18 protein-coding genes are annotated in these 18,439 nt (G+C 56.5%); 6 read left to right on the top strand and 12 right to left on the bottom strand.

The window, feature by feature from the left end; genetic code table 11:
* Positions 1–208: 208 nt before the first annotated feature.
* From GPM19_RS03650 to GPM19_RS03615, 8 genes are all read right to left on the bottom strand, one after another.
* A complete protein-coding gene (locus tag GPM19_RS03650; RefSeq protein ID WP_160417511.1) occupies positions 209–2,251 on the bottom strand; it encodes a CocE/NonD family hydrolase in 2,043 nt (680 codons plus the stop codon).
* Between the two features lie 43 nt (positions 2,252–2,294).
* Positions 2,295–2,696, bottom strand: a complete 402-nt coding sequence (locus GPM19_RS03645) for an ATP-grasp domain-containing protein (RefSeq protein ID WP_160417510.1) — start codon at positions 2,694–2,696, stop codon at positions 2,295–2,297.
* Positions 2,697–3,067: 371 nt separating this feature from the next.
* Positions 3,068–5,929 (bottom strand): valine--tRNA ligase, encoded by a 2,862-nt coding sequence (locus GPM19_RS03640; RefSeq protein ID WP_160417509.1) that lies wholly within the window; start codon positions 5,927–5,929, stop codon positions 3,068–3,070.
* 190 nt (positions 5,930–6,119) lie between these two features.
* Positions 6,120–7,319, bottom strand: coding sequence for an MFS transporter (locus GPM19_RS03635; protein WP_160417508.1), 1,200 nt, complete (start codon positions 7,317–7,319; stop codon positions 6,120–6,122).
* Between the two features lie 154 nt (positions 7,320–7,473).
* Positions 7,474–7,809, bottom strand: a complete 336-nt coding sequence (locus GPM19_RS03630) for a hypothetical protein (RefSeq protein ID WP_160417507.1) — start codon at positions 7,807–7,809, stop codon at positions 7,474–7,476.
* A gap of 111 nt (positions 7,810–7,920) precedes the next feature.
* Complete coding sequence (locus GPM19_RS03625) at positions 7,921–8,355, bottom strand: DNA polymerase III subunit chi (RefSeq protein ID WP_160417506.1); 435 nt, start codon at positions 8,353–8,355, stop codon at positions 7,921–7,923.
* A 99-nt stretch (positions 8,356–8,454) separates the two neighbouring features.
* Positions 8,455–9,552: a branched-chain amino acid aminotransferase gene (locus tag GPM19_RS03620; protein WP_160417505.1), complete on the bottom strand. Its 1,098-nt coding sequence runs from the start codon at positions 9,550–9,552 to the stop codon at positions 8,455–8,457.
* A gap of 138 nt (positions 9,553–9,690) precedes the next feature.
* Positions 9,691–11,211: a leucyl aminopeptidase gene (locus GPM19_RS03615; protein WP_160417504.1), complete on the bottom strand. Its 1,521-nt coding sequence runs from the start codon at positions 11,209–11,211 to the stop codon at positions 9,691–9,693.
* Positions 11,212–11,345: 134 nt separating this feature from the next.
* Here GPM19_RS03615 and lptF point away from each other — a divergent pair, with 134 nt between their 5' ends.
* The 5 genes from lptF to bfr all read left to right on the top strand — a co-directional run bounded on the left by lptF (position 11,346) and on the right by bfr (position 15,066).
* Entirely contained in the window at positions 11,346–12,425 is a 1,080-nt protein-coding gene (gene lptF, locus GPM19_RS03610) for an LPS export ABC transporter permease LptF (protein WP_202114687.1), read from the top strand.
* Positions 12,425–13,495 carry an LPS export ABC transporter permease LptG gene (gene lptG / locus GPM19_RS03605; protein ID WP_160417502.1) on the top strand — a complete coding sequence of 357 codons (1,071 nt, stop codon included), beginning with the start codon at positions 12,425–12,427 and terminating at the stop codon, positions 13,493–13,495. Before lptF ends, lptG begins: the two co-directional genes overlap by 1 nt.
* A gap of 35 nt (positions 13,496–13,530) precedes the next feature.
* Positions 13,531–14,010 carry an RDD family protein gene (locus GPM19_RS03600; protein WP_227842115.1) on the top strand — a complete coding sequence of 160 codons (480 nt, stop codon included), beginning with the start codon at positions 13,531–13,533 and terminating at the stop codon, positions 14,008–14,010.
* A 163-nt stretch (positions 14,011–14,173) separates the two neighbouring features.
* Positions 14,174–14,380: a bacterioferritin-associated ferredoxin gene (locus GPM19_RS03595; RefSeq protein WP_114485920.1), complete on the top strand. Its 207-nt coding sequence runs from the start codon at positions 14,174–14,176 to the stop codon at positions 14,378–14,380.
* A gap of 203 nt (positions 14,381–14,583) precedes the next feature.
* The gene (gene bfr / locus GPM19_RS03590; RefSeq protein ID WP_160417501.1) at positions 14,584–15,066 is read left to right on the top strand and encodes a bacterioferritin; all 483 of its coding nucleotides are present in this window, start codon (positions 14,584–14,586) and stop codon (positions 15,064–15,066) included.
* A gap of 67 nt (positions 15,067–15,133) precedes the next feature.
* Here bfr and GPM19_RS03585 read toward each other — a convergent pair whose 3' ends face one another.
* From GPM19_RS03585 to GPM19_RS03570, 4 genes are all read right to left on the bottom strand, one after another.
* A complete protein-coding gene (locus tag GPM19_RS03585) occupies positions 15,134–15,373 on the bottom strand; it encodes a DUF1653 domain-containing protein (protein ID WP_160417500.1) in 240 nt (79 codons plus the stop codon).
* Positions 15,370–16,203 carry a tRNA cyclic N6-threonylcarbamoyladenosine(37) synthase TcdA gene (tcdA, locus tag GPM19_RS03580; protein WP_160417499.1) on the bottom strand — a complete coding sequence of 278 codons (834 nt, stop codon included), beginning with the start codon at positions 16,201–16,203 and terminating at the stop codon, positions 15,370–15,372. The genes GPM19_RS03585 and tcdA overlap by 4 nt, the downstream gene beginning before the upstream one ends.
* Positions 16,204–16,251: 48 nt before the next feature.
* The gene (locus GPM19_RS03575; protein WP_160417498.1) at positions 16,252–17,034 is read right to left on the bottom strand and encodes a pseudouridine synthase; all 783 of its coding nucleotides are present in this window, start codon (positions 17,032–17,034) and stop codon (positions 16,252–16,254) included.
* A gap of 161 nt (positions 17,035–17,195) precedes the next feature.
* The gene (locus tag GPM19_RS03570) at positions 17,196–17,816 is read right to left on the bottom strand and encodes a class I SAM-dependent methyltransferase (protein WP_160417497.1); all 621 of its coding nucleotides are present in this window, start codon (positions 17,814–17,816) and stop codon (positions 17,196–17,198) included.
* Between the two features lie 101 nt (positions 17,817–17,917).
* Between GPM19_RS03570 and GPM19_RS03565 the strand changes: the two genes are divergently transcribed.
* On the top strand, positions 17,918–18,424 hold the full coding sequence (locus tag GPM19_RS03565; protein ID WP_160417496.1) for a CIA30 family protein: 507 nt from the start codon (positions 17,918–17,920) through the stop codon (positions 18,422–18,424).
* Positions 18,425–18,439 lie beyond the last annotated feature (15 nt).

The raw sequence follows: 18,439 nt of genomic DNA, 5'->3' as shown, positions 1-18,439 counted from the left end.
AGTGCCATGGATGGCAGGCCGTCTAGGAAGTTCGGTAATAAAGGAATAAAATCCCAGGATGGGGTTGCAGAGTAAAGGAATGATAATTCAAGGAAGATGCTCGCTAAGGAAAGCGAGAGATCAGAAGAGTATCAGGGTAGACGCAGCTGTCAGAGAGTATGTTTTCTCTGACAGCTTTCTTAGTGCTACCTTCTGCTGTTGTCGTTTTCTAGATGTTGTCACGGGGAATTACTTTCTCCCAGTTTTTAGAAAAAACCCTATAATCGTCTTCATAAGCATCAAGTTGGGCATGAATATAAAAATTTTCGCTCGTACAGCTTAATATCGTACGGGTATAGACTTCCGCATTCCAATCTTCACGCCAAAAGACTCTCTCTGTATAGGTTTCACCCCGCGCTGAGCTGAAGTTGTCGTCCTCCGTGGAGTACCATTCGCGGGTGCTACGATGAATTTCCGTGCCTATATCATCGATACGAAAATTACCCTGGTCATTGACCACTTCCAAGGTGGACGTTTTGGTAGCAAGGTCACGATGTAACAACCAGTTATGCTCGCTCGATTGCAGAGTCGTGGTGGCAAGCGGCTGCCCGCCTTCCGGTTCAGCGAATTCCACCAAGGATTCGTCCTCTTTTCTTGGAGGCCGTATGGGTAACGTTAAGGTGCTGCTTTCAGGATAAATATTAAGTTTGACCTGTTCGGGAGGAAGCCATGCCAAGGGCCAATAAGAGGTGGAGACTGACACTCTTAGTTGATGCCCTACCGGGAAACGTTGGGCTATTCCATTCAAGGAAACGTTGACGCGATAGCGGTGATGCGGTGTCATCGGTTGAGGGTCGGAGTCGCTGTCACGGTGCGATAAATTGAGCAGCCCATAGGTGACGCGGGTGGCTGTTCCGCTGGGCGCGACATCGGAAAGACGAACCGCCACCATACCTTGTGGTTTGTCCGCGGAAAGTTCCAGCGTCAGCGATGGCATACCGAATATTTCGAGGGGTTCTTCAAGAGGTGCACTACTGAAGACAAGCGCGCCCCCATCTTCTTCCCGCTGATCGCCCGGTAAATCAGGGGTAGCAGCATAAGAACACCATTTTCCGGCAAATAGTCCTACGCTCAATGGGGATTGCACCGTCAGTATTTTTTCTTGTGGACCTTCTTTTCCAAGGGCGACGTGGCTTTCACAGCGTGTCAGGGTAGCGTCCCCCAAGGTGTAGTTCGTCTCGTGAATATTAGTCGAGGGCCAGCCGGGCTCACTAATCCACCTGCCTGGACGTTCTTCATATGACGTATCGGGAGGAATACTATCCTGCAACCAGGCACGTAGCGGTGGCTCCTCCATGATGCCGTTCTCTTTTCCCTTCAGCCAATAGTCCCACCATCTCAACGCTTCCTGGAGAAAACCAATAGCCGGACCGGGTATTCCTTGGTGAGGGTATTTGTGTCCCCAGGGGCCAATAAGTCCTTTGCGGGGCACTTGCAGATGTTCAAGCAAGCGCAAGACGGTATTGGTGAAGCCGTCGGCCCAACCACCAATGGCATATACCGGGCACTGAATGGCATCGTAATGCTCACAAAGGGAGGCGCTCGACCAATAATCATTACGCCGCTGATTTTTCAGCCAGGATTCAAGCCATAAACCGCTGGATTCCATCCGCTCGAACCACATGTCGCGCCACCGGTCTCCGACGATATGCGGGTCGGGTGGGAGAGAGTTGAAAGCGAACATGACCGTCGCTTCGGATAAGTTATCGCCGAGAAGACAGCCTCCCATGTAATGCATGTTATCCGCATATAGATCGTCACTGGAGCATAGACTGATGATCGCTTTTAACTCAGGGGGTTGTTTCGCCGCTACTTGCAAACTATTGAAACCGCCCCAGGAAATGCCCATCATTCCCACATTTCCATCGCACCAAGGCTGCTGGGCGAGCCAGGCGATCGCATCCACCCCATCTTCTCTTTCCTGCTGGGTATATTCATCCGTGACGATGCCGTCGGAGTCGCCACTGCCACGAAGATCCACCCTGACGCATACATAGCCATGGCCTGCCATATAGCTATGGTTCGTGGCATCTCGGCCTCGGGTAACGTCCCGCTTACGGTAGGGGATATATTCCATTATCGCCGGTAATGGTTCAGCCTGGGCGTTTTCCGGCAACCATATGCGTGCAGCGAGCTGTGCGCCATCCCGCATGGGGATAAAGACGTTTTCTATGATTTCCGTCTTATAGGGGTAGGAAGAAACAATCTTCATTATGCCTCCTCGGGATTCATTGATGAATGGGGTCGATCTTGAATTAAAGTGCATCCAGACAAGCCATATAGCGCTCATGAAGTTGTTCATGGCTTTCTGCAGGGATAAATAATGTGCCTAACTGATAACAAAAGGCATTTTGATTAACGAGTACGCTAAGTCGTGAGCCTTCCTCGTCAAGGGCTTCATTAAAGGGGCCACCGAAATGATGAATATGATCATGTATGCTCTTTATCGCTTCGTCGAATTGTTGCTTGTTTTCTATTTTGAAATCCAGCTGTGACGAGAAGGCTTTGATGGGTTTTAACCAGAAAGGGTAGTCCAGGGTGACTTGGGCCAAGGGATAGTTCTCAAAAGGGTTAATACTGCAAAAGGCAGACAGGCATTCAGGAATCACCTTGCTCTGCTGCTCTTGCAAGGCGATGATAAATACATTGCGCTTCATCCCTCTATCTCCTTGAGCAGAATAAGCTCCAGAATAAATTAACCTCGTTTTGGTTAATTAATCCTATGCTTATGCAATGCATTGCGAAATAGGCCAAGTAGCTCAAGGTAAAGCAGCTAAGCTGAACCCTACTCCATTAACGTAGTAAAGGAGGGAGGGGCTTCCAAGCAAAAGAAAGAAAAATCAACCGTTATGCTTGGAAGAAACCCACTGCTTTCCGAGCATTGCGTAGTTAATTTACTGTTTTTAAAGTGACTATACGTAGGCAAGAGGGAATGTGACCTAGCGGTTCAGCGATATGGGTCCATCCAAACCAATACGCCCGCACCAAGGGTGCGGGCGTAAATGCAAGGACAAGGCTGCTGCTGGCTTTACAACGCCTGGATTTTTTCGTGCTGCTCCAATAGTAGCTTGCGGGCGGCCTGGAAGTCCTTGAGCTTGCCACGCTCCTTTTCCACTACCGCTTCCGGGGCCTTGGCAAGAAAGCCTTCGTTACCTAGTTTCTTTTCAATGCCGCCGATCAGCTTGTCCTGCTTGTCGATTTCCTTGACCAGGCGTTTGAGCTCAACGTCCTTGTCGATCAGGTCGGCCATGGGCACCAACACTTCCATCTCACCCACCAGCTGGGTGGCACAAAGCGGGGCGTCGTCGGGGTTGGCAAGCCAGGTCACGCTTTCCAGCTTGGCGAGCTTGGATAGGAACAGACGATTGCTCTCGAGCCGTGACTGATCTTCGGGTCTTCCCTTGGCCAACATCACATCCAATGGCTTGCCGGGGACGATGTTCATTTCGGCGCGAATGTTGCGCACCGCGATGATCACGCCCTTGAGCCATTCAATGTCCAGCGTGGCCTGTTCATCGACCTTGGCCTGTTCGGCCTGCGGCCAGGGCTGGACCATGATCGAGTCGTTCGTGCCCTTGAACGTACCGGCCATGGGCGCCACGCGCTGCCAGATTTCCTCGGAAATATACGGCATCATCGGATGGGCCAGGCGCAGGATTGCCTCCAGAACACGGACCAAGGTGCGACGCGTTCCTCTTTTGGCGGCGTCATTGGCCTCTGCGTCCCACAGCACCGGCTTGGAAAGTTCCAGGTACCAGTCGCAGTACTCGTTCCAGACGAACTCATAGAGCGCCTGGGAGGCGTGGTCGAAGCGGTACTCCTCCATTGCCTTGGTGACCTGGGCCTCGGTTTTCTGCAGCTGGGAAATGATCCAGCGGTCGGCCAGGGAAAGTTCGACTTCACTGCTCTTGTCGTTATCAAATTCAGCACCGCAATCTTCGCCTTCGGCGTTCATCAGCACGTAGCGTGAGGCGTTCCACAGCTTGTTACAGAAGTTGCGGTAGCCATCCAGACGGCTCATGTCGAACTTGATGTCACGGCCGGTGGTGGCCTGGGAAAGGAAGGTGAAGCGCAGCGCATCGGTGCCGTGGGCTTCGATGCCACCGTCGAATTCCTGGCGAGTGGCCTTGGCGATCGCCTTGGCTTTCTGCGGCTGCATCATGTTGCCGGTGCGTTTTTCGACCAGCGTTTCAATCTCGATACCGTCGATCAAGTCGATGGGGTCGATTACGTTACCCTTGGACTTGGACATCTTCTGGCCCTGGGCATCACGCACCAGGCCATGCACATAGACGGTCTTGAACGGCACTTCGTCCGTGAACTTCAGGGTGAGCATGATCATGCGTGCCACCCAGAAGAAGATGATGTCGAAACCGGTGACCAGCACACTCGAAGGGTGGAAAGTCTCCAGTTCCGGGGTCTTCTCCGGCCAGCCGAGGGTGCCAAAGGTCCAGAGGCCCGAACTGAACCAGGTATCCAGGACGTCTTCGTCCTGGGTAAGCGTCACGTCGGCGCCAAGACCGTGCTTCTCGCGAGCCTCTTGCTCGGTGCGGGCAACAAATATATTGCCCTCGGCATCGTACCAGGCGGGAATGCGATGTCCCCACCACAGCTGGCGCGAAATACACCAATCCTGAAGGTCGCGCATCCAGGCGAAGTACATGTTCTCGTAGTTCTTGGGCACGAACTGAATGTCGCCGTTTTCCACTGCCTCAATGGCCGGTTTGGCCAGGCTCTCGACGGCCACGAACCATTGGTCGGTAAGCAGCGGCTCGATGACGTCGCCGCTGCGGTCGCCATAGGGCAGGGTATTGTTGACCGCTTCCACTTGCTCCAGCAGGCCGAGTGCGTCCATGTCGGCGACGATCTGCTTGCGTGCTTCAAAGCGGTCAAGACCTGCGTACATGGCGGGCAGGGTGGGGTCGACGTCCGGTTGCGGCTGGCCCTTGAAGTTGTAAACCTCGGCTCGCTCGAGAATCGCCGCATCCTTGGAGAAGACGTTGATCAGCATGTGATCCTGGCGCTTGCCGACCTCGTAGTCATTGAAGTCATGCGCGGGAGTGATCTTCACGCAACCCGAGCCTTTTTCCATGTCGGCGTGTTCGTCGGCCACAATGGGAATCCGGCGGCCGACCAAAGGCAGTTCGATGAACTTGCCCACCAGCGAGGCGTAACGCGGGTCCGCCGGGTTGACCGCCACGCCGGTATCGCCCAGCAGGGTTTCCGGACGGGTGGTGGCGACCACCAGATAGTCTTTGCCATCGTCGGTGGTGACGCCGTCGGCCAAGGGATAGCGGAAGTGCCAGAAGCTACCCTGCTGGTCACGGTTTTCGACTTCCAGATCGGAAATCGCGGTATGCAGGGTAGGGTCCCAGTTGACCAGGCGCTTGCCGCGATAGATCAGGCCTTCTTCGTGAAGACACACGAAGACTTCCTGAACCGCCTTGTAAAAGCCTTCGTCCATGGTGAAGCGTTCGCGGGACCAGTCGACACTGGCTCCCATGCGGCGCAGTTGGCGGGTGATATGGTCGCCCGATTCGTGCTTCCATTCCCATACTTTGTCGATGAATGCCTCGCGCCCCAAGTCATGGCGGGTCTTGCCTTCTTCGGCGGCCACCTTGCGTTCCACCAACATTTGCGTGGCGATGCCCGCATGGTCGGTACCTACCTGCCACAGGGTGTTGCGCCCCTGCATGCGCTTCCAGCGCGTCAGCGTATCCATGATGGTGTCCTGGAACGCATGGCCCATGTGCAGGCTGCCGGTAACGTTGGGCGGCGGAATCATGATCGAGAAAGGTTCACCTTCGCCGCTGGGCGCGAAGCGGCCATCGGCTTCCCAGCGTTCGTACCAGCGGATTTCGATCTGTTCAGGTTGGTAGGTCTTTTCCATGAATAGCGGCTCGCAACAAAGATACCCCGCGCCAACGGAGCATCGAATCGAATGGGCGGAAACGTTCCGAAAAATGGCGCCAAGTATAGCGCGTGAGAGGTGGCGGCGTCAGGTGGCAAAGCCCAACAGGGGCTTAGGTATGTAGCAAGTAACAGGAGCGCCGATGAACCAAAGTAAACTTAACCGTCAATCAAGTGCTTGAGATTTCGATTATGCGATTGGAATTGTAAAAGCGCATGGCGATCAGTCCCAGCACTGGACCGGGAAACAGCCACCACAGAACCGTCAGTTGCTGGCTTGACCAGAGCGTGGTGGTGAGGGCAATGGCGGGAATGGTCAGGGCAAAACCGATGGCATTCATAATCGCCAGCGCCGCCCCTAGGCGCTCACGGGGCGCGGTGATAGAGGCCAAAGCAGAAAACTGGGGGGAGTCGGCAATCACACAAAGCCCCCAAATGGCCAATAGCCCAAGCAACAGCAGGGGCGAAGAGCCGCCGAGGAAGGGGTAGGTCAGACATAGAATGCCGGAAACCGCTAGGGCACCGACGGCCACGCGGTCACTGCCCATGCGACGGCTCAGCCAGCCGCCGCCGACACAGCCGGGAAGGCCAAGCGCGATCACCAGAAACGCAAGCCAGGGCAGCCAGGAAGTGTTCCAGCCTAACCGTGCGACTTCACGACTGACCAGGTAAGGCACCAGCGCCCAGAAGGCATACAGTTCCCAGCAATGGCCGAAATAACCCAAGGCCGTAGCGCGAAAATTGTTGACTCGAAACGCTGCAAGCCCCACCCAGGGGCGTCCTCCCTTGGCGGGACCGGGAAGGTGTGGGCCATCGCCAAGGCGAAAGATCAACACGGCGGCAATCAATGCCAGAAGAGAGGCCAACAGCAGCGGCCACTGCCAGGGTAGTGCCAGGGTGAGACCGCGCAACAAGTGAGGTGAAGCGGTGCCCAGGGTCAACATGCCCACTAGCCAGCCGAGTGCCGCTCCGGCGTGGCTGGGGGTCCAGCTGACCACCAGTTTCATGCCCAAGGGATAAATGCCGGCCAGGCACAGGCCGGTAAAAAATCGCGCAATCACCGCAAGAGAAAGCGATTCGGCCATGCCGATGAAAGCGGCATTGCACAAGGCACCGGCCACGGCGGAACAGGCGAACAACCGGCTGGCATGTATTCTGTCGGCAAGCCCGGTGGTGGCGATCATCAAGGTACCGCTGATGAAACCCGCCTGGACGGCAATGGTAAGCAGCCCCAAGCCGCGTTCGGTCAAGCCGACGGCCTCGCTCAAGGCCAACCCCACACCATTGACGCTGAACCACAATGAAGTGCCGAAAAGTTGCGCAACGACGATGGTGGCAAGAGGATGGCGCGCGAGCAAGGAAACCAGCATGGAGTGATGCCTGAAACGAGTCGGGTCTCACCAGTCTACCCTTCGCCACTTTCGAGAAATACCAAGACCTCTTCAAAATAGCTATCTTCGAAAACATAAAGCCCGACAGATGGAACCTGCCAGGCTTGTAGATGAATCAGGCGGCATTCAGCCCTCAGCTGACTTCGAGAGGCTGATGGCCTTTCATCTTTTCGATGACATTGCCTGCAATGTCGTCATTGATAGAGGCAATCACCAAGGTGCGGCCCTGGTCGATATGCTGTTTCCACTTCTGGTAGGTATCGGTGGATTCATTCTCGTTGATGACGGCTTCGGGAACCTCATCCAGCGTCAATTCCTTGCCCATCAATCCAGCATGAAGCTCATGAGTCTTCTTTTCCTGACCGATAAGATGAACCTTTTCGCTAGGAATACCCCAAGAAACCAGGTCGCGCAGCGCACCTAGCGCTTGATCGACCGATTCATATACGCCGGCAATATGTTTAACCATAATAGCAGTCTCCTTACAGGTGTCAGCGCCGATTGGCGTCTGTTGAATCATTTTGGTCAGGTGTTTTCCTAACTATAGTCAATCATTCAGTTTTTGCCTGAAGGTAAGGACTCAAGACTTCAGCTGATGGGGAACAACCTCATGGCCGAGCTGCTTGTAACGTTGCCAGCAGGCACGCTTGGTGAGCAATACTTCCTGGTGCTGGTTGATGATTTCGGCAACTCGCGCGTAATCATTGACGCCTTCGGGAATCTCCGGGTGCAAGTTGAGCAGTGCCGTGGGTTCGGTGGGAGTGGACAGGGCTGCCCAACCGAGTGTCACGGGGACGCTCCCGGCCATGTCGCTTTCGAGTACCGCGTGGGGGAGGTAGGCGTCCGGGCGAAACGTCCATAGCATGTTATCGAGCTGTTCGGCCATGCTGCGGTCTGCGCAATGCAGATGCAGGCGATAACCTTTGCCATGGATGGTTTCGGCCAGACGGCATGCAAAGATCAGGCGTGCCTCAAGGGTCGTGTCGGGCAGAATGTAGAAGTCGATACGGGTCATGGGCGCTGGCTTGGCATGAGCTGTCCTGGTAGAGGAGCTTGGAAAATAAATATCGCCGCCCGCAGGCGGCGATGCCACTGTCATCGCCTCAATGAAGCGTTAGATCAGTTGGGTTAGCCAGCCGCGGGTATCTTCGCTGCGCCCGTACTGCAGGTCGAGCAGCTTGGTACGCAGGCGCTTGGCGATATCATTGTCACCGCCGGCAGTCAGACGAATGCGTTCGTTTTCACCCACCAGTTCGCCCACCGGTGTGATCACCGCCGCGGTACCGCAGGCAAATATTTCCGTGATTTCGCCGGATGCCGCGCCGTCACGCCACTCATCGATGCTGATATGGCGTTCTTCCGGAGTCAGGCCTTCATCCTTGGCCAAGGTCAGGACGGAATCACGGGTCACCCCTTCAAGAATGGTGCCGGTGAGCTTGGGCGTGACGATGCGACCGTCCTTGAAGACGAAGAACAAGTTCATGCCGCCGAGTTCCTCCACCCATTTGTTTTCCGTGGCATCCAGAAAGGCTACCTGGCCACAGCCGTGGGCTTCGGCTTCTTTCTGTGCCGCCAACGAAGCGGCGTAGTTGCCGCCGCACTTGGCAAAACCAGTGCCGCCGGGTGCTGCCCGGTTGTAGTTGGTCGACAACCAGATCGATACCGGTTCAATTCCGCCCTTGAAGTAGGCTGCTGCCGGTGAGGCGATCACGTAATAATCCACTTCATGCGCTGGGCGTACCCCGAGAAATTTCTCGCTGGCGATCATGAAGGGGCGCAGATAAAGGCTGCATTCGTCGGCGTCACTGGACGGCGTGGGCACCCAGGCGTGATCCTGGGCCAGCAGCGCTTTCAGGGAGCCGATAAAGTCGTCATCGGAAAGCTCCGGCAGTGCCAGGCGGCGGGCGCTGCGGCGAAAGCGCTCGGCATTCTTTTCCGGGCGGAAGGTCCACACCGAACCGTCAGCATGGCGATACGCCTTGACGCCTTCGAAAATTTCCTGGCCGTAATGCAACACGGCGGCAGCTGGATCAAGGGTCAGCGGGCCGTAAGGCCGTACTTCATGGCCGTGCCAACCGTTATCCACCGTCCAGCGAACGTGGGCCATATGGTCGGTGAAATAACGGCCGAAGCCCGGATTTTCGAGAATATTGTCACGAATGTGGTCTGCCGTGGGTTGAGTCGACGGCAAGGGATCAAAGCGAGTGGACACGACTGATAATCTCCGCTGTAATCAAACGCCCTTGGGCGTTTTATTATGGAATCCGGGAACACCGAAGGATAAACTTCGGTGTTTGTTTAATTACGCAGGTTTTAAAGGTTGCGGTGCCGAAAGGCAACCTCTAGTGGATCAGGTGCCACTATTTTCTACCTGTACATCGCTTTCCCGGTCCATCAGGTACTGAGTCAACAGCCCGACGGGACGTCCCGTCGCTCCCTTTTGTTTGCCGGAGTGCCAGGCGGTGCCGGCAATATCCAGATGAGCCCAGGGGAAGCTATCGGCAAAGCGCGACAGGAAGCAGGCGGCGGTAATGGTACCCGCCGGGCGTCCACCGATATTGGCCAGGTCGGCGAAATTGGACTCCAGTTGCTGCTGGTATTCGTCCCACAGCGGCAAGTGCCAGGCACGATCCCAGGCGGTTTCCCCGGCATCCAGAAGATCCAGCGCCAGGTCATCATCATTGGACAGAAGCCCGGTGGCATGATGGCCGAGCGCGATGATGGCGGCGCCAGTGAGCGTGGCGATATCCACGACACTTGCCGGCTTGAAACGTTCGGTATAGGTCAGGGCGTCACACAGCACCAGACGGCCTTCGGCATCGGTGTTGAGCACTTCGACGGTCAAGCCTTTCAGTGTGGTGATGATATCGCCGGGCTTGGTGGCGTGGCCGTCAGGCATGTTTTCCGCGGCAGCCACGACGAACACCAGGTTGAGCTTGGGCTTGATGCCGAGGATTGCCTTGGTGGTACCCAGCACGCTGGCGGCACCGCACATGTCGAATTTCATTTCGTCCATACCTTCGCCGGGCTTGAGCGAAATGCCCCCGCTGTCGAAGGTAATACCCTTGCCCACCAGCACATGCGGCGCCTCTTCGCTGTCATCGGCGCCGAAATACTTCATCACGATCAGGCGTGTCGGCTCGGCGCTTCCCCGGCCTACGGAAAGCAGGGAGTTTGCGCCGAGCGCTTCCAACGCTTCCTCGTCGAGAATTTCGACTTCCAGGTCACCCTTGGCGCTCTTGCCGAGTTCCTGAGCTTGTTCGGCCAGATAGCTTGGCGTGCAGACATTGCCCGGCAGGTTGCCGAGGGTACGGGCCAGGCTGGCGCCTTCACCGATGGCATTGCCTATTCGGGCGCCTGCCTGAGCGGCCTCGGTGTTAGCGGATTCGCTGACGACCAAGGTAATGTGCTTGAGCGAAGGCGCTGGGGTCGGGTCGGACTTGAAATGGTCAAACCGGTAAATGCCGCGTTGGCTCGCTTCAAGCACCATGCGTGCTTTCCAGGCACAATCGCGGTTTTCCACCGGCACATCGGTAAAGGCGATGGTGATATCATCCAGAGGAAGCTTGACCAGAGCGCTAAAGGCACTATCCAATGCCTTGATAAAGGCGGCTTCCTGACACTTGTCGCGCTTGCCCAGCCCTACCAGCATCAGGCGCTCGGCGCCAAGACCCGGGGCGAAGGGGATCATCTGTACATTACCCAAGGCGGCGTCGAAGTCGCCGCGCTCAAGCAGCTGGCCGATCAGCCGTTCGCTGGCATCATCCAGCTTGGCGACAGCGGGCAGCAATTCACTGTCCTTGAATACCGGTACCACTAAACAGGCAGTTTCGGCTTTGGCCGGATTGGCTGTCTGAACGGAAAATTCCATGACGTCTCCAACAAGACAAGCATCGAGGGATTCGGGATAATGTCGGCTCGGCGTTACGCCTTGCCGCATAGCCTCAGTGTACCCAAGGCATGCTTGCATTGCATGGCATCCTGCACGACAAGCCGGAGAGTGCGTTGATTTTATTTCGTTACCTGACTCGTGAAGTCCTGCTGACCATGGCGGCGGTGACCGGTATTCTGCTGCTGGTCATCATGGGTAGCCGTTTTATCCGCTATTTCGGCAGTGCGGCGGAAGGCGATATCCCGGTGACCATACTCGGCAACCTGATGCTGTTTCACCTCCCGGGCTTTCTCGAACTGATTCTGCCGTTGGCGTTTTTCCTCGGCATTCTGCTGGCCTACGGGCAGCTTTACATGAACAGCGAAATTACCGTGATGGTGGCCTGTGGCATCAGCCCTTCCCGACTGCTGCGAGTCACGTTATTGCCGGCAGCGGTGGTGGCGGTTCTGGTAGGTCTATGCAGCCTGTGGCTGACCCCGGCCGGGGCCTTGCATAATGCGGTAACACTGGAAGAACAACGTAGCCGACTGGATGTCTCGTTACTCTCCCCCGGGCGCTTCCAGGATTTCGGGGGCGGGCGTACCGCTTACATCGGCAGTTTCAGTGACGACGACACGCTCATGCAGGACGTGTTCGTGCATCAACAGGGGCGGCGCGGAGACAACTTCGTTCACAACTATGTTACCCGTGCCCAACGTGGTTACCAGGAAACCAGCCCGCAAACCGGCAGCCGCTTTCTGGTGCTGGAAGAGGGCGAGCGTTACGGCGTCACGCCCGGAAGACAGGAAGCCGAGCACTTGGCATTCGAACGGTATACCCTGCGCCTGGGGCTGAGCCGTGACCGGCGCGAGCTGGACTCGTTGGAATACGCCAGCACGGTGGAACTATGGCATGACGACAACCCGCGTGCCCAAGCGCAATGGCAATGGAGAGCCGGATTGCCGTTGATGGTCTTTGTGCTGGCGTTGATCGCTCAGCCGCTGTCTCGGGTCAACCCACGCCAAGGACGCTTTGCCAAGTTATTACCCGCGGTATTTCTGTATGTTGCCTATTTGAGCTTGCTGTTGGCGGTGGTGGATGCCGTGGGTAGCGGTACCTGGCCCATAGAGGCGGGGGTCTGGCCTGTGCATGCAGTATTTCTGCTGGTCGGCCTTGGGCTGCTGTGGCACTCGCAACGCAAGGGGATGCGCTGATGCTGACAATAGCTGACCGGCTTGACCGCTATATCGCCCGTAATGTGCTGGTGGCGATCATCGTCGTGCAGATAGTCCTGCTGGGGCTGGACTTGACGATTGCCTACATCGGCGACCTCGGCCATGTCGAGGCGGGTTACAGCGCCTTCGACGTTCTGCTCTATCTGTTCATGCGCATGCCCTGGCGCTTTTATCAGTATGCCCCGGTGGCGGTGTTAATCGGCGCCTTGATCGGCCTGGGGGGAATGGCCTCAAGCAATGAACTGACCGTGATGCGCGTCGCCGGGCGCTCCCTGACCCGTATCTTGTGGGGCGTGATGAAGCCGGTGCTTCTGGTGGTGGTCGTGGTCTTGCTGGTGGCAGAATACGTAAGTCCCCGCACCGAACAGTTCGCCGAAGCCTGGCGGCTGGAAAAGCGCCAGGGAGAAGGGGCGTTATTGGTCAGCCGGAGCGGCTGGCAGCTCGAAGGCGACAGCGTTTATCGTTTTGGCGCGATTCGTGCCGATAACGTGGTGCTCGACCTGACGCGTTACCGTTTCGAAGGCCAACGCTTGACCGAGACCTTGTATGCGGAACGAGGCGTATGGGAGCAAGGTAGCTGGACGCTGGAAAATGTCTCGATCACCCAGCTTTCCGATACCCGGACCCAGTCTGAACAATATGCCAGAATCGACTGGGATACCGCTTTCACACCCATGCAGCTTGAACGCCTGCTGCGCAGTATCGAAAGCCAGGCGCCCAGCGAACTCTGGGCTTACGCGCAATTTTTGCAGGCCCAGGGCTTGCAGGCCGACCAGCCGCTTTTGCATTTCTGGCAGAAAATGTTGATGCCGTTAACCATGGCCTCACTGGTGTTGATCGCCGCTTCATTCGTGTTCGGGCCGCTGCGCACTGTGGCGGCGGGCACACGGGTATTCTACGGCGTAGTGACGGGCCTGGTGTTTAAATACACCCAGGACCTGCTGGCGCCGGCGTCGACGATTTTCGGTTTTTCACCCGTCTGGGCGGTACTGGTGCCTACCCTGAGCGTTGCGCTGGTCGGCTTGTATCTACTGCGCCGCAATGGGTAGCGGCGCGCAACTTTCTTGATGGTGTAATGTTAATAATGATGCAACGACAATTCTCACAGCTGGACAGCGTATGGGCGGCCGGGCTGGCACGACGCTTGGGCGCCATGCTCTACGACGGCTTTCTGGTGGCGGGCATCTGGTTCGTGGTGACCGTGGCCCATGTGGTCTTTGCCCGCTTCGTGCTGGGGTTGGAGGCGGAGCAGGTGGGCCAGGGGCCTTTTCAGGTAGCTAGCTTGCGCCTGTTGCTGGTGCTTTCCGCGATGGCGTTTTTTACCTATTCATGGACGCGTGGCGGCATGACGCTGGGCATGCAGGCCTGGCGGCTGCGCGTCCAGACCCCCGATGGCTTTTCAATCAGTGTGATGCAAAGCCTCATCCGTTGCCTGACTGCCTGGGTATCGTTGGCGGCCCTGGGCCTGGGCTATTGGTGGGTGCTTTTCGATGGTGAGCGACGCAGCTGGCCGGACATCGTTTCCGGCACACGCACGGTGGTATTGCCCAAACGCAACAAATGAGCCCAAAGAATAAGGAAAACCAAAAAAGCAGTGACGGCCAGAACATACGCAATATCTTGGATTGGGGCGCTTTATCCGGACGATAAAAAAAATACAATCTCACTTGCAAAGATGCATGCGAATCATTTACATTCACCTTAATGTCTTTTGTGAGGTGAACCACATGTATGTATGCGTGTGCAAGGGCGTAACCGACCACCAGATTCGTCGCCATGTCAGCGATGGGGCCCGCAGTTGGCGCGAAGTGCGTGAAACCACGGGGTGTGCCACCCAGTGCGGTAAATGCGCCTGTGTAGCCAAGAGCGTGACCCGTGAAGCGATCAAGTCGGAAATGCAACAGGCCGATATGGGACTCGCTTACGCCGTGTGATGTTAATCATTTTCACCTAGATTAACATTAACAACCTTATGATTTAATTTGATTTTTCTCTCAATTGTCTATAATTTCCCTCACGCTGGGAGAGTGGGCCATATTGGCTTATACTCGATCTCTCCATAAATTTTTCTATTGCGTAATGGGCTTCGCCGGCAAAGGCAATCCATCCCTGCAATAGCGCAACGTGAGGTGCCATTATGAAAGGTGATCCGAAGGTTATTGCTTATCTCAACACAGCGTTGGGAAACGAGCTGGTTGCCATCAACCAATATTTTCTGCATGCCAAGATGTACAAGGACTGGGGTCTGAAAGCACTGGCCAAGTGGGAATATGAAGAATCCATTGAAGAAATGAACCATGCGGATAAGCTGATCGAGCGCATCTTGTTTCTTGAAGGGATGCCCAATCTCCAGGATCTCGGCAAGCTCCACATTGGGGAAAACGTCAAGGAAATGCTAGAAAGCGATCTCAAGATCGAGCATGACGGCCGCAATGATTACATCGAAGCCATCACCTACTGCGAACAGGTCAAGGACTATGTCACGCGTGACATCTTCCGCGATATTCTGGCCGATGAAGAAGACCACATCGACCACATCGAAACCGAGCTGGGCTTGATCGATAAGGTCGGCCTTCAGAACTATCTCCAGACTCAGATGCAGACCGCCGGCGACGAATAATCCATCGTCGCGGCAACTGATCAAAGGCAGCCAATTTGGCTGCCTTTTTTATAACACCGCTTGGCAGTCAACCTTTCAGAAAAGGTTTTTCCAGGGCAAAGCGGGCGACCGGTTCTCCCTGAACTTCCGCGCTTTGCATGAACATCTCAAGAGGCCGCACCCAAAGGCCGTATTCGCCATATAACGCCCGGTAGACGACCAGGGCTTCTCCGGTTTCGCTATGCTGTGCGCTGCCTATCACTTCATAAAGATTACCCTTGTAGTGCCGGTAGATGCCGGGCACCGGGTGTTGAACGGTACCTTTCATGAGCTGCTTTCCTGTGACTCAAGAGGGGAGAGGGCCTGCGCTTTTTGAGCAAGCCGTGCCAGAACGCGCGAAGCGGCAGTGAAGCCGAAGCTGCCGGTCAGGAACGTCGCCGCGCCAAACCCTTCGGCACAATCCAACCGGGTGACCTCGCCGGTGCCGGGCTTCTGCAGGCAGACCTCGCCGTCATTCCCCGGGTAAATCAATTGCTCATCCGAGTAGACGCACTCCACGGAGAAGCGTCGCTTGGGGTTGCGCGAAAAGCCGTAATCGCGGCGCAGCCGAGAACGCACCTTGGCCAGCAGAGGATCGTGTTCGGTACGCGTCAGGTCGGCTATGCGAATGCGCGTGGGGTCGGTTTGTCCACCGGCGGCACCGGTAACGGTAATCGGCAGTTTGCGCCGCTTGCACCAGGCGATCAACGCTGCCTTGGCGATAACGCTATCGATCGCATCGACCACATGGTCGGCGTTTTCGGGAATGCGCTCGGCAAGGTTGGTGGGAGTGACGAAAGCTGCATCGGCGACCACGTCGATTCCCGGCTGAATCAAGCGGCAACGCTCGGCCAGTACCTCGACTTTGGGGCGGCCGATGGTGCCGTCCAGGGCGTGGAGTTGCCGGTTGATATTGGAAACGCAGACATCGTCGAGATCGATCAGCGTCAGTTTGCCGATGCCCGAGCGTGCCAGCGCCTCCACCGTCCAGCTACCCACGCCGCCAACGCCCACCACCACGACATGCGCGTGGCGAAAGCGTTCGAAGGCCCGCGCCCCGTACAGGCGGCGAATGCCACCAAAGCGAAAAGCATAATCATCGGAATTCACATCAGACATGGCAGCGCGTCTCGCGGAAATCATCAGGGGGTTGGAAGAGTTCTGGCGTTAGATGGCACTGGCGTTGGAAAGCACCTTGAGAGACTCGAGCGGCGGTGTGCGAACACTATCCAGCGGGAGATGACCAGCCCAGCCGAAATGCTGGAAAAGCTGGGTCATGGTGTCATCCAGGGCGCAGCTCAGCATGACGCGCTTGGCGAGCACCGGGTGGTCAAATGCCAGGCCAGTGGCGGCTAACAACAAACGGGGGGCCTTGAGCTGTTCGGCAAAGAAGCGGTTGTGCTTCCCCTTGCCGTGCTTGGCATCGCCGATAATCGGATAGCCGCGTTGCGAAAGATGGCGGCGAATCTGATGGCGGCGGCCAGTCAGGGGGCGTGCTTCCACCAGCGAATAACGCGCTTGGGGGTAACGGTCCACTCGTACCGGCAATTCGACGCTATCCAGACGGCGAATATCGGTCATCGCTGGCATGGGGGGCATCTGAGCCTTGGGACGGCTACCATCTTCCTCGCGCAGCGGATAATCCAGACGATCCTGCTCCGGCGCCATGCCGCGCACCACCGCCAAGTAACGTTTTTCCACCTGACGCTCGGTGAAGCTTTCCGACAGGGCGCGCGCCACCTCGGGGGTTAAGCCGAACACGATGAGGCCGGAAGTCGGCCGGTCAAGGCGATGCATGGGATAGACACGCCGTTGCAGCTGGTCGCGTAACTGCTGGAGAAGAAACTCGGTTTCTCCGCGAGCGAGCACCGTGCGGTGCACCAGCAAGCCGGAGGGCTTGTGTACGGCAACCAGGTATTCATCCTGATACACAATTCTCAGTGGTGGCATACCGCTCCCCGACGAAAAAACGAGGCGCCATTGTCGCGGCTTGAGCGTTCGGTGTCATCCCGCCCGGGGTATTTATCGCATCGGCAACCCGACTTTGCTGGATACCGACCTCCTCCGGTAATGATTCATAACATAGGCCGTTATTCTTCGGGACCCAACACCTAGGATGGCTTGTAAGCCAGCAAAGCGCGGAACAGTGTTCCCATCATGACCGGTTGATCTGCGTGAATAATAAACCCGGCGTCTTCCAGAAGTGGCCGGGCTTGGCGGGTAATGTCTGTGGCCAAGGCGGAGGTTAGGGCGTTGAGTGCTCGCCGACCCGCCCCCGAGGGGTGGTCATCCGCCTGAAACTTATCCATCACGCATAGCTGGCCGCCGGGTTTAAGGACGCGGTAGGCTTCCTGGAGCCCTTGTGCCGGGTCCGGCATAACCGCAACAATCAGGTGCATGACCACTACATCGAAATATTCATCGAGGTAATCGAGAGACTGAGCATCCACCACGCGACATTCAACGTCACGCGCCATGGCATCGGCGCGTGCTTGTGTGCGTCTTACCATGGCCGGGGAAAGGTCAGTGGCATGCAGTTCGATATCCTTGGGCAGCCAAGGCAAATCCAGCCCTGTCCCGGCACCTACCAGCAGCACCTGCATGCCAGGTTGCCATGCCGCTTGGGCAAGCGCTCGGCGGCGGGCCTGGCGAAACGCAGGCTCGACAACGATGTCGTACAGGGGTGCATAGCAGCTATAACGCAATCGGTTCCAAGCGGTCGTGTTGAACATATAAGCACTCTTGAGGAAAGTGACTAGAGAGTATCTTTAGCCATGAGTCTTTCGATTTCCTTGGATCAGTGCAACGCTTTCTCAACGAATTAGGAGACGATATGCAACCAATCGAATTTCAAGACCCAGCGGAAGCCACGCATTGGCAGGCGGTGAATGACGATGTGATGGGCGGTGTTTCGCAAAGTGATTTCCAGGTGGAAAATGGCAAAGGAATATTTCATGGCGAACTCTCTTTGGAAAATGGTGGCGGCTTTGCCTCGGTGCGGCGAGCACCTCATCCACCGCTACAGCAGGTCTTGGCAGTGGCCGACGGGGTGCGTCTCAAGGTGAGGGGAGACGGGCGCACCTATCAGCTACGCTTGAAAAGTCATGATCTGGATGACAGCAGTGCCTATCGCGCACGTTTCACCCCGAAAACGGATGCCTGGGAAACCATCGACTTGCCTTGGCAGGCGTTCGAAGCCGTGTGTCGCGGCCGTCTGCTGAGCGATGCCCCCACGCTTGATCCCGCACGTATTCATCGGCTGGGCTTTTTGATTGCCGATCGTCGGGCGGGCACGTTTCGTCTGGAAGTGTCGCGTATCGAGTCGCTGAATAGCCATTGAACGCCACCTTGGTCG

It is taken from the genome of Vreelandella zhuhanensis, from assembly GCF_009793355.1.
Classification (GTDB): Bacteria; Pseudomonadota; Gammaproteobacteria; order Pseudomonadales; family Halomonadaceae; genus Vreelandella; species Vreelandella zhuhanensis.
Note: the sequence above shows the minus strand (reverse complement) of the source record. Positions and strands in the feature narration are given on the sequence as shown.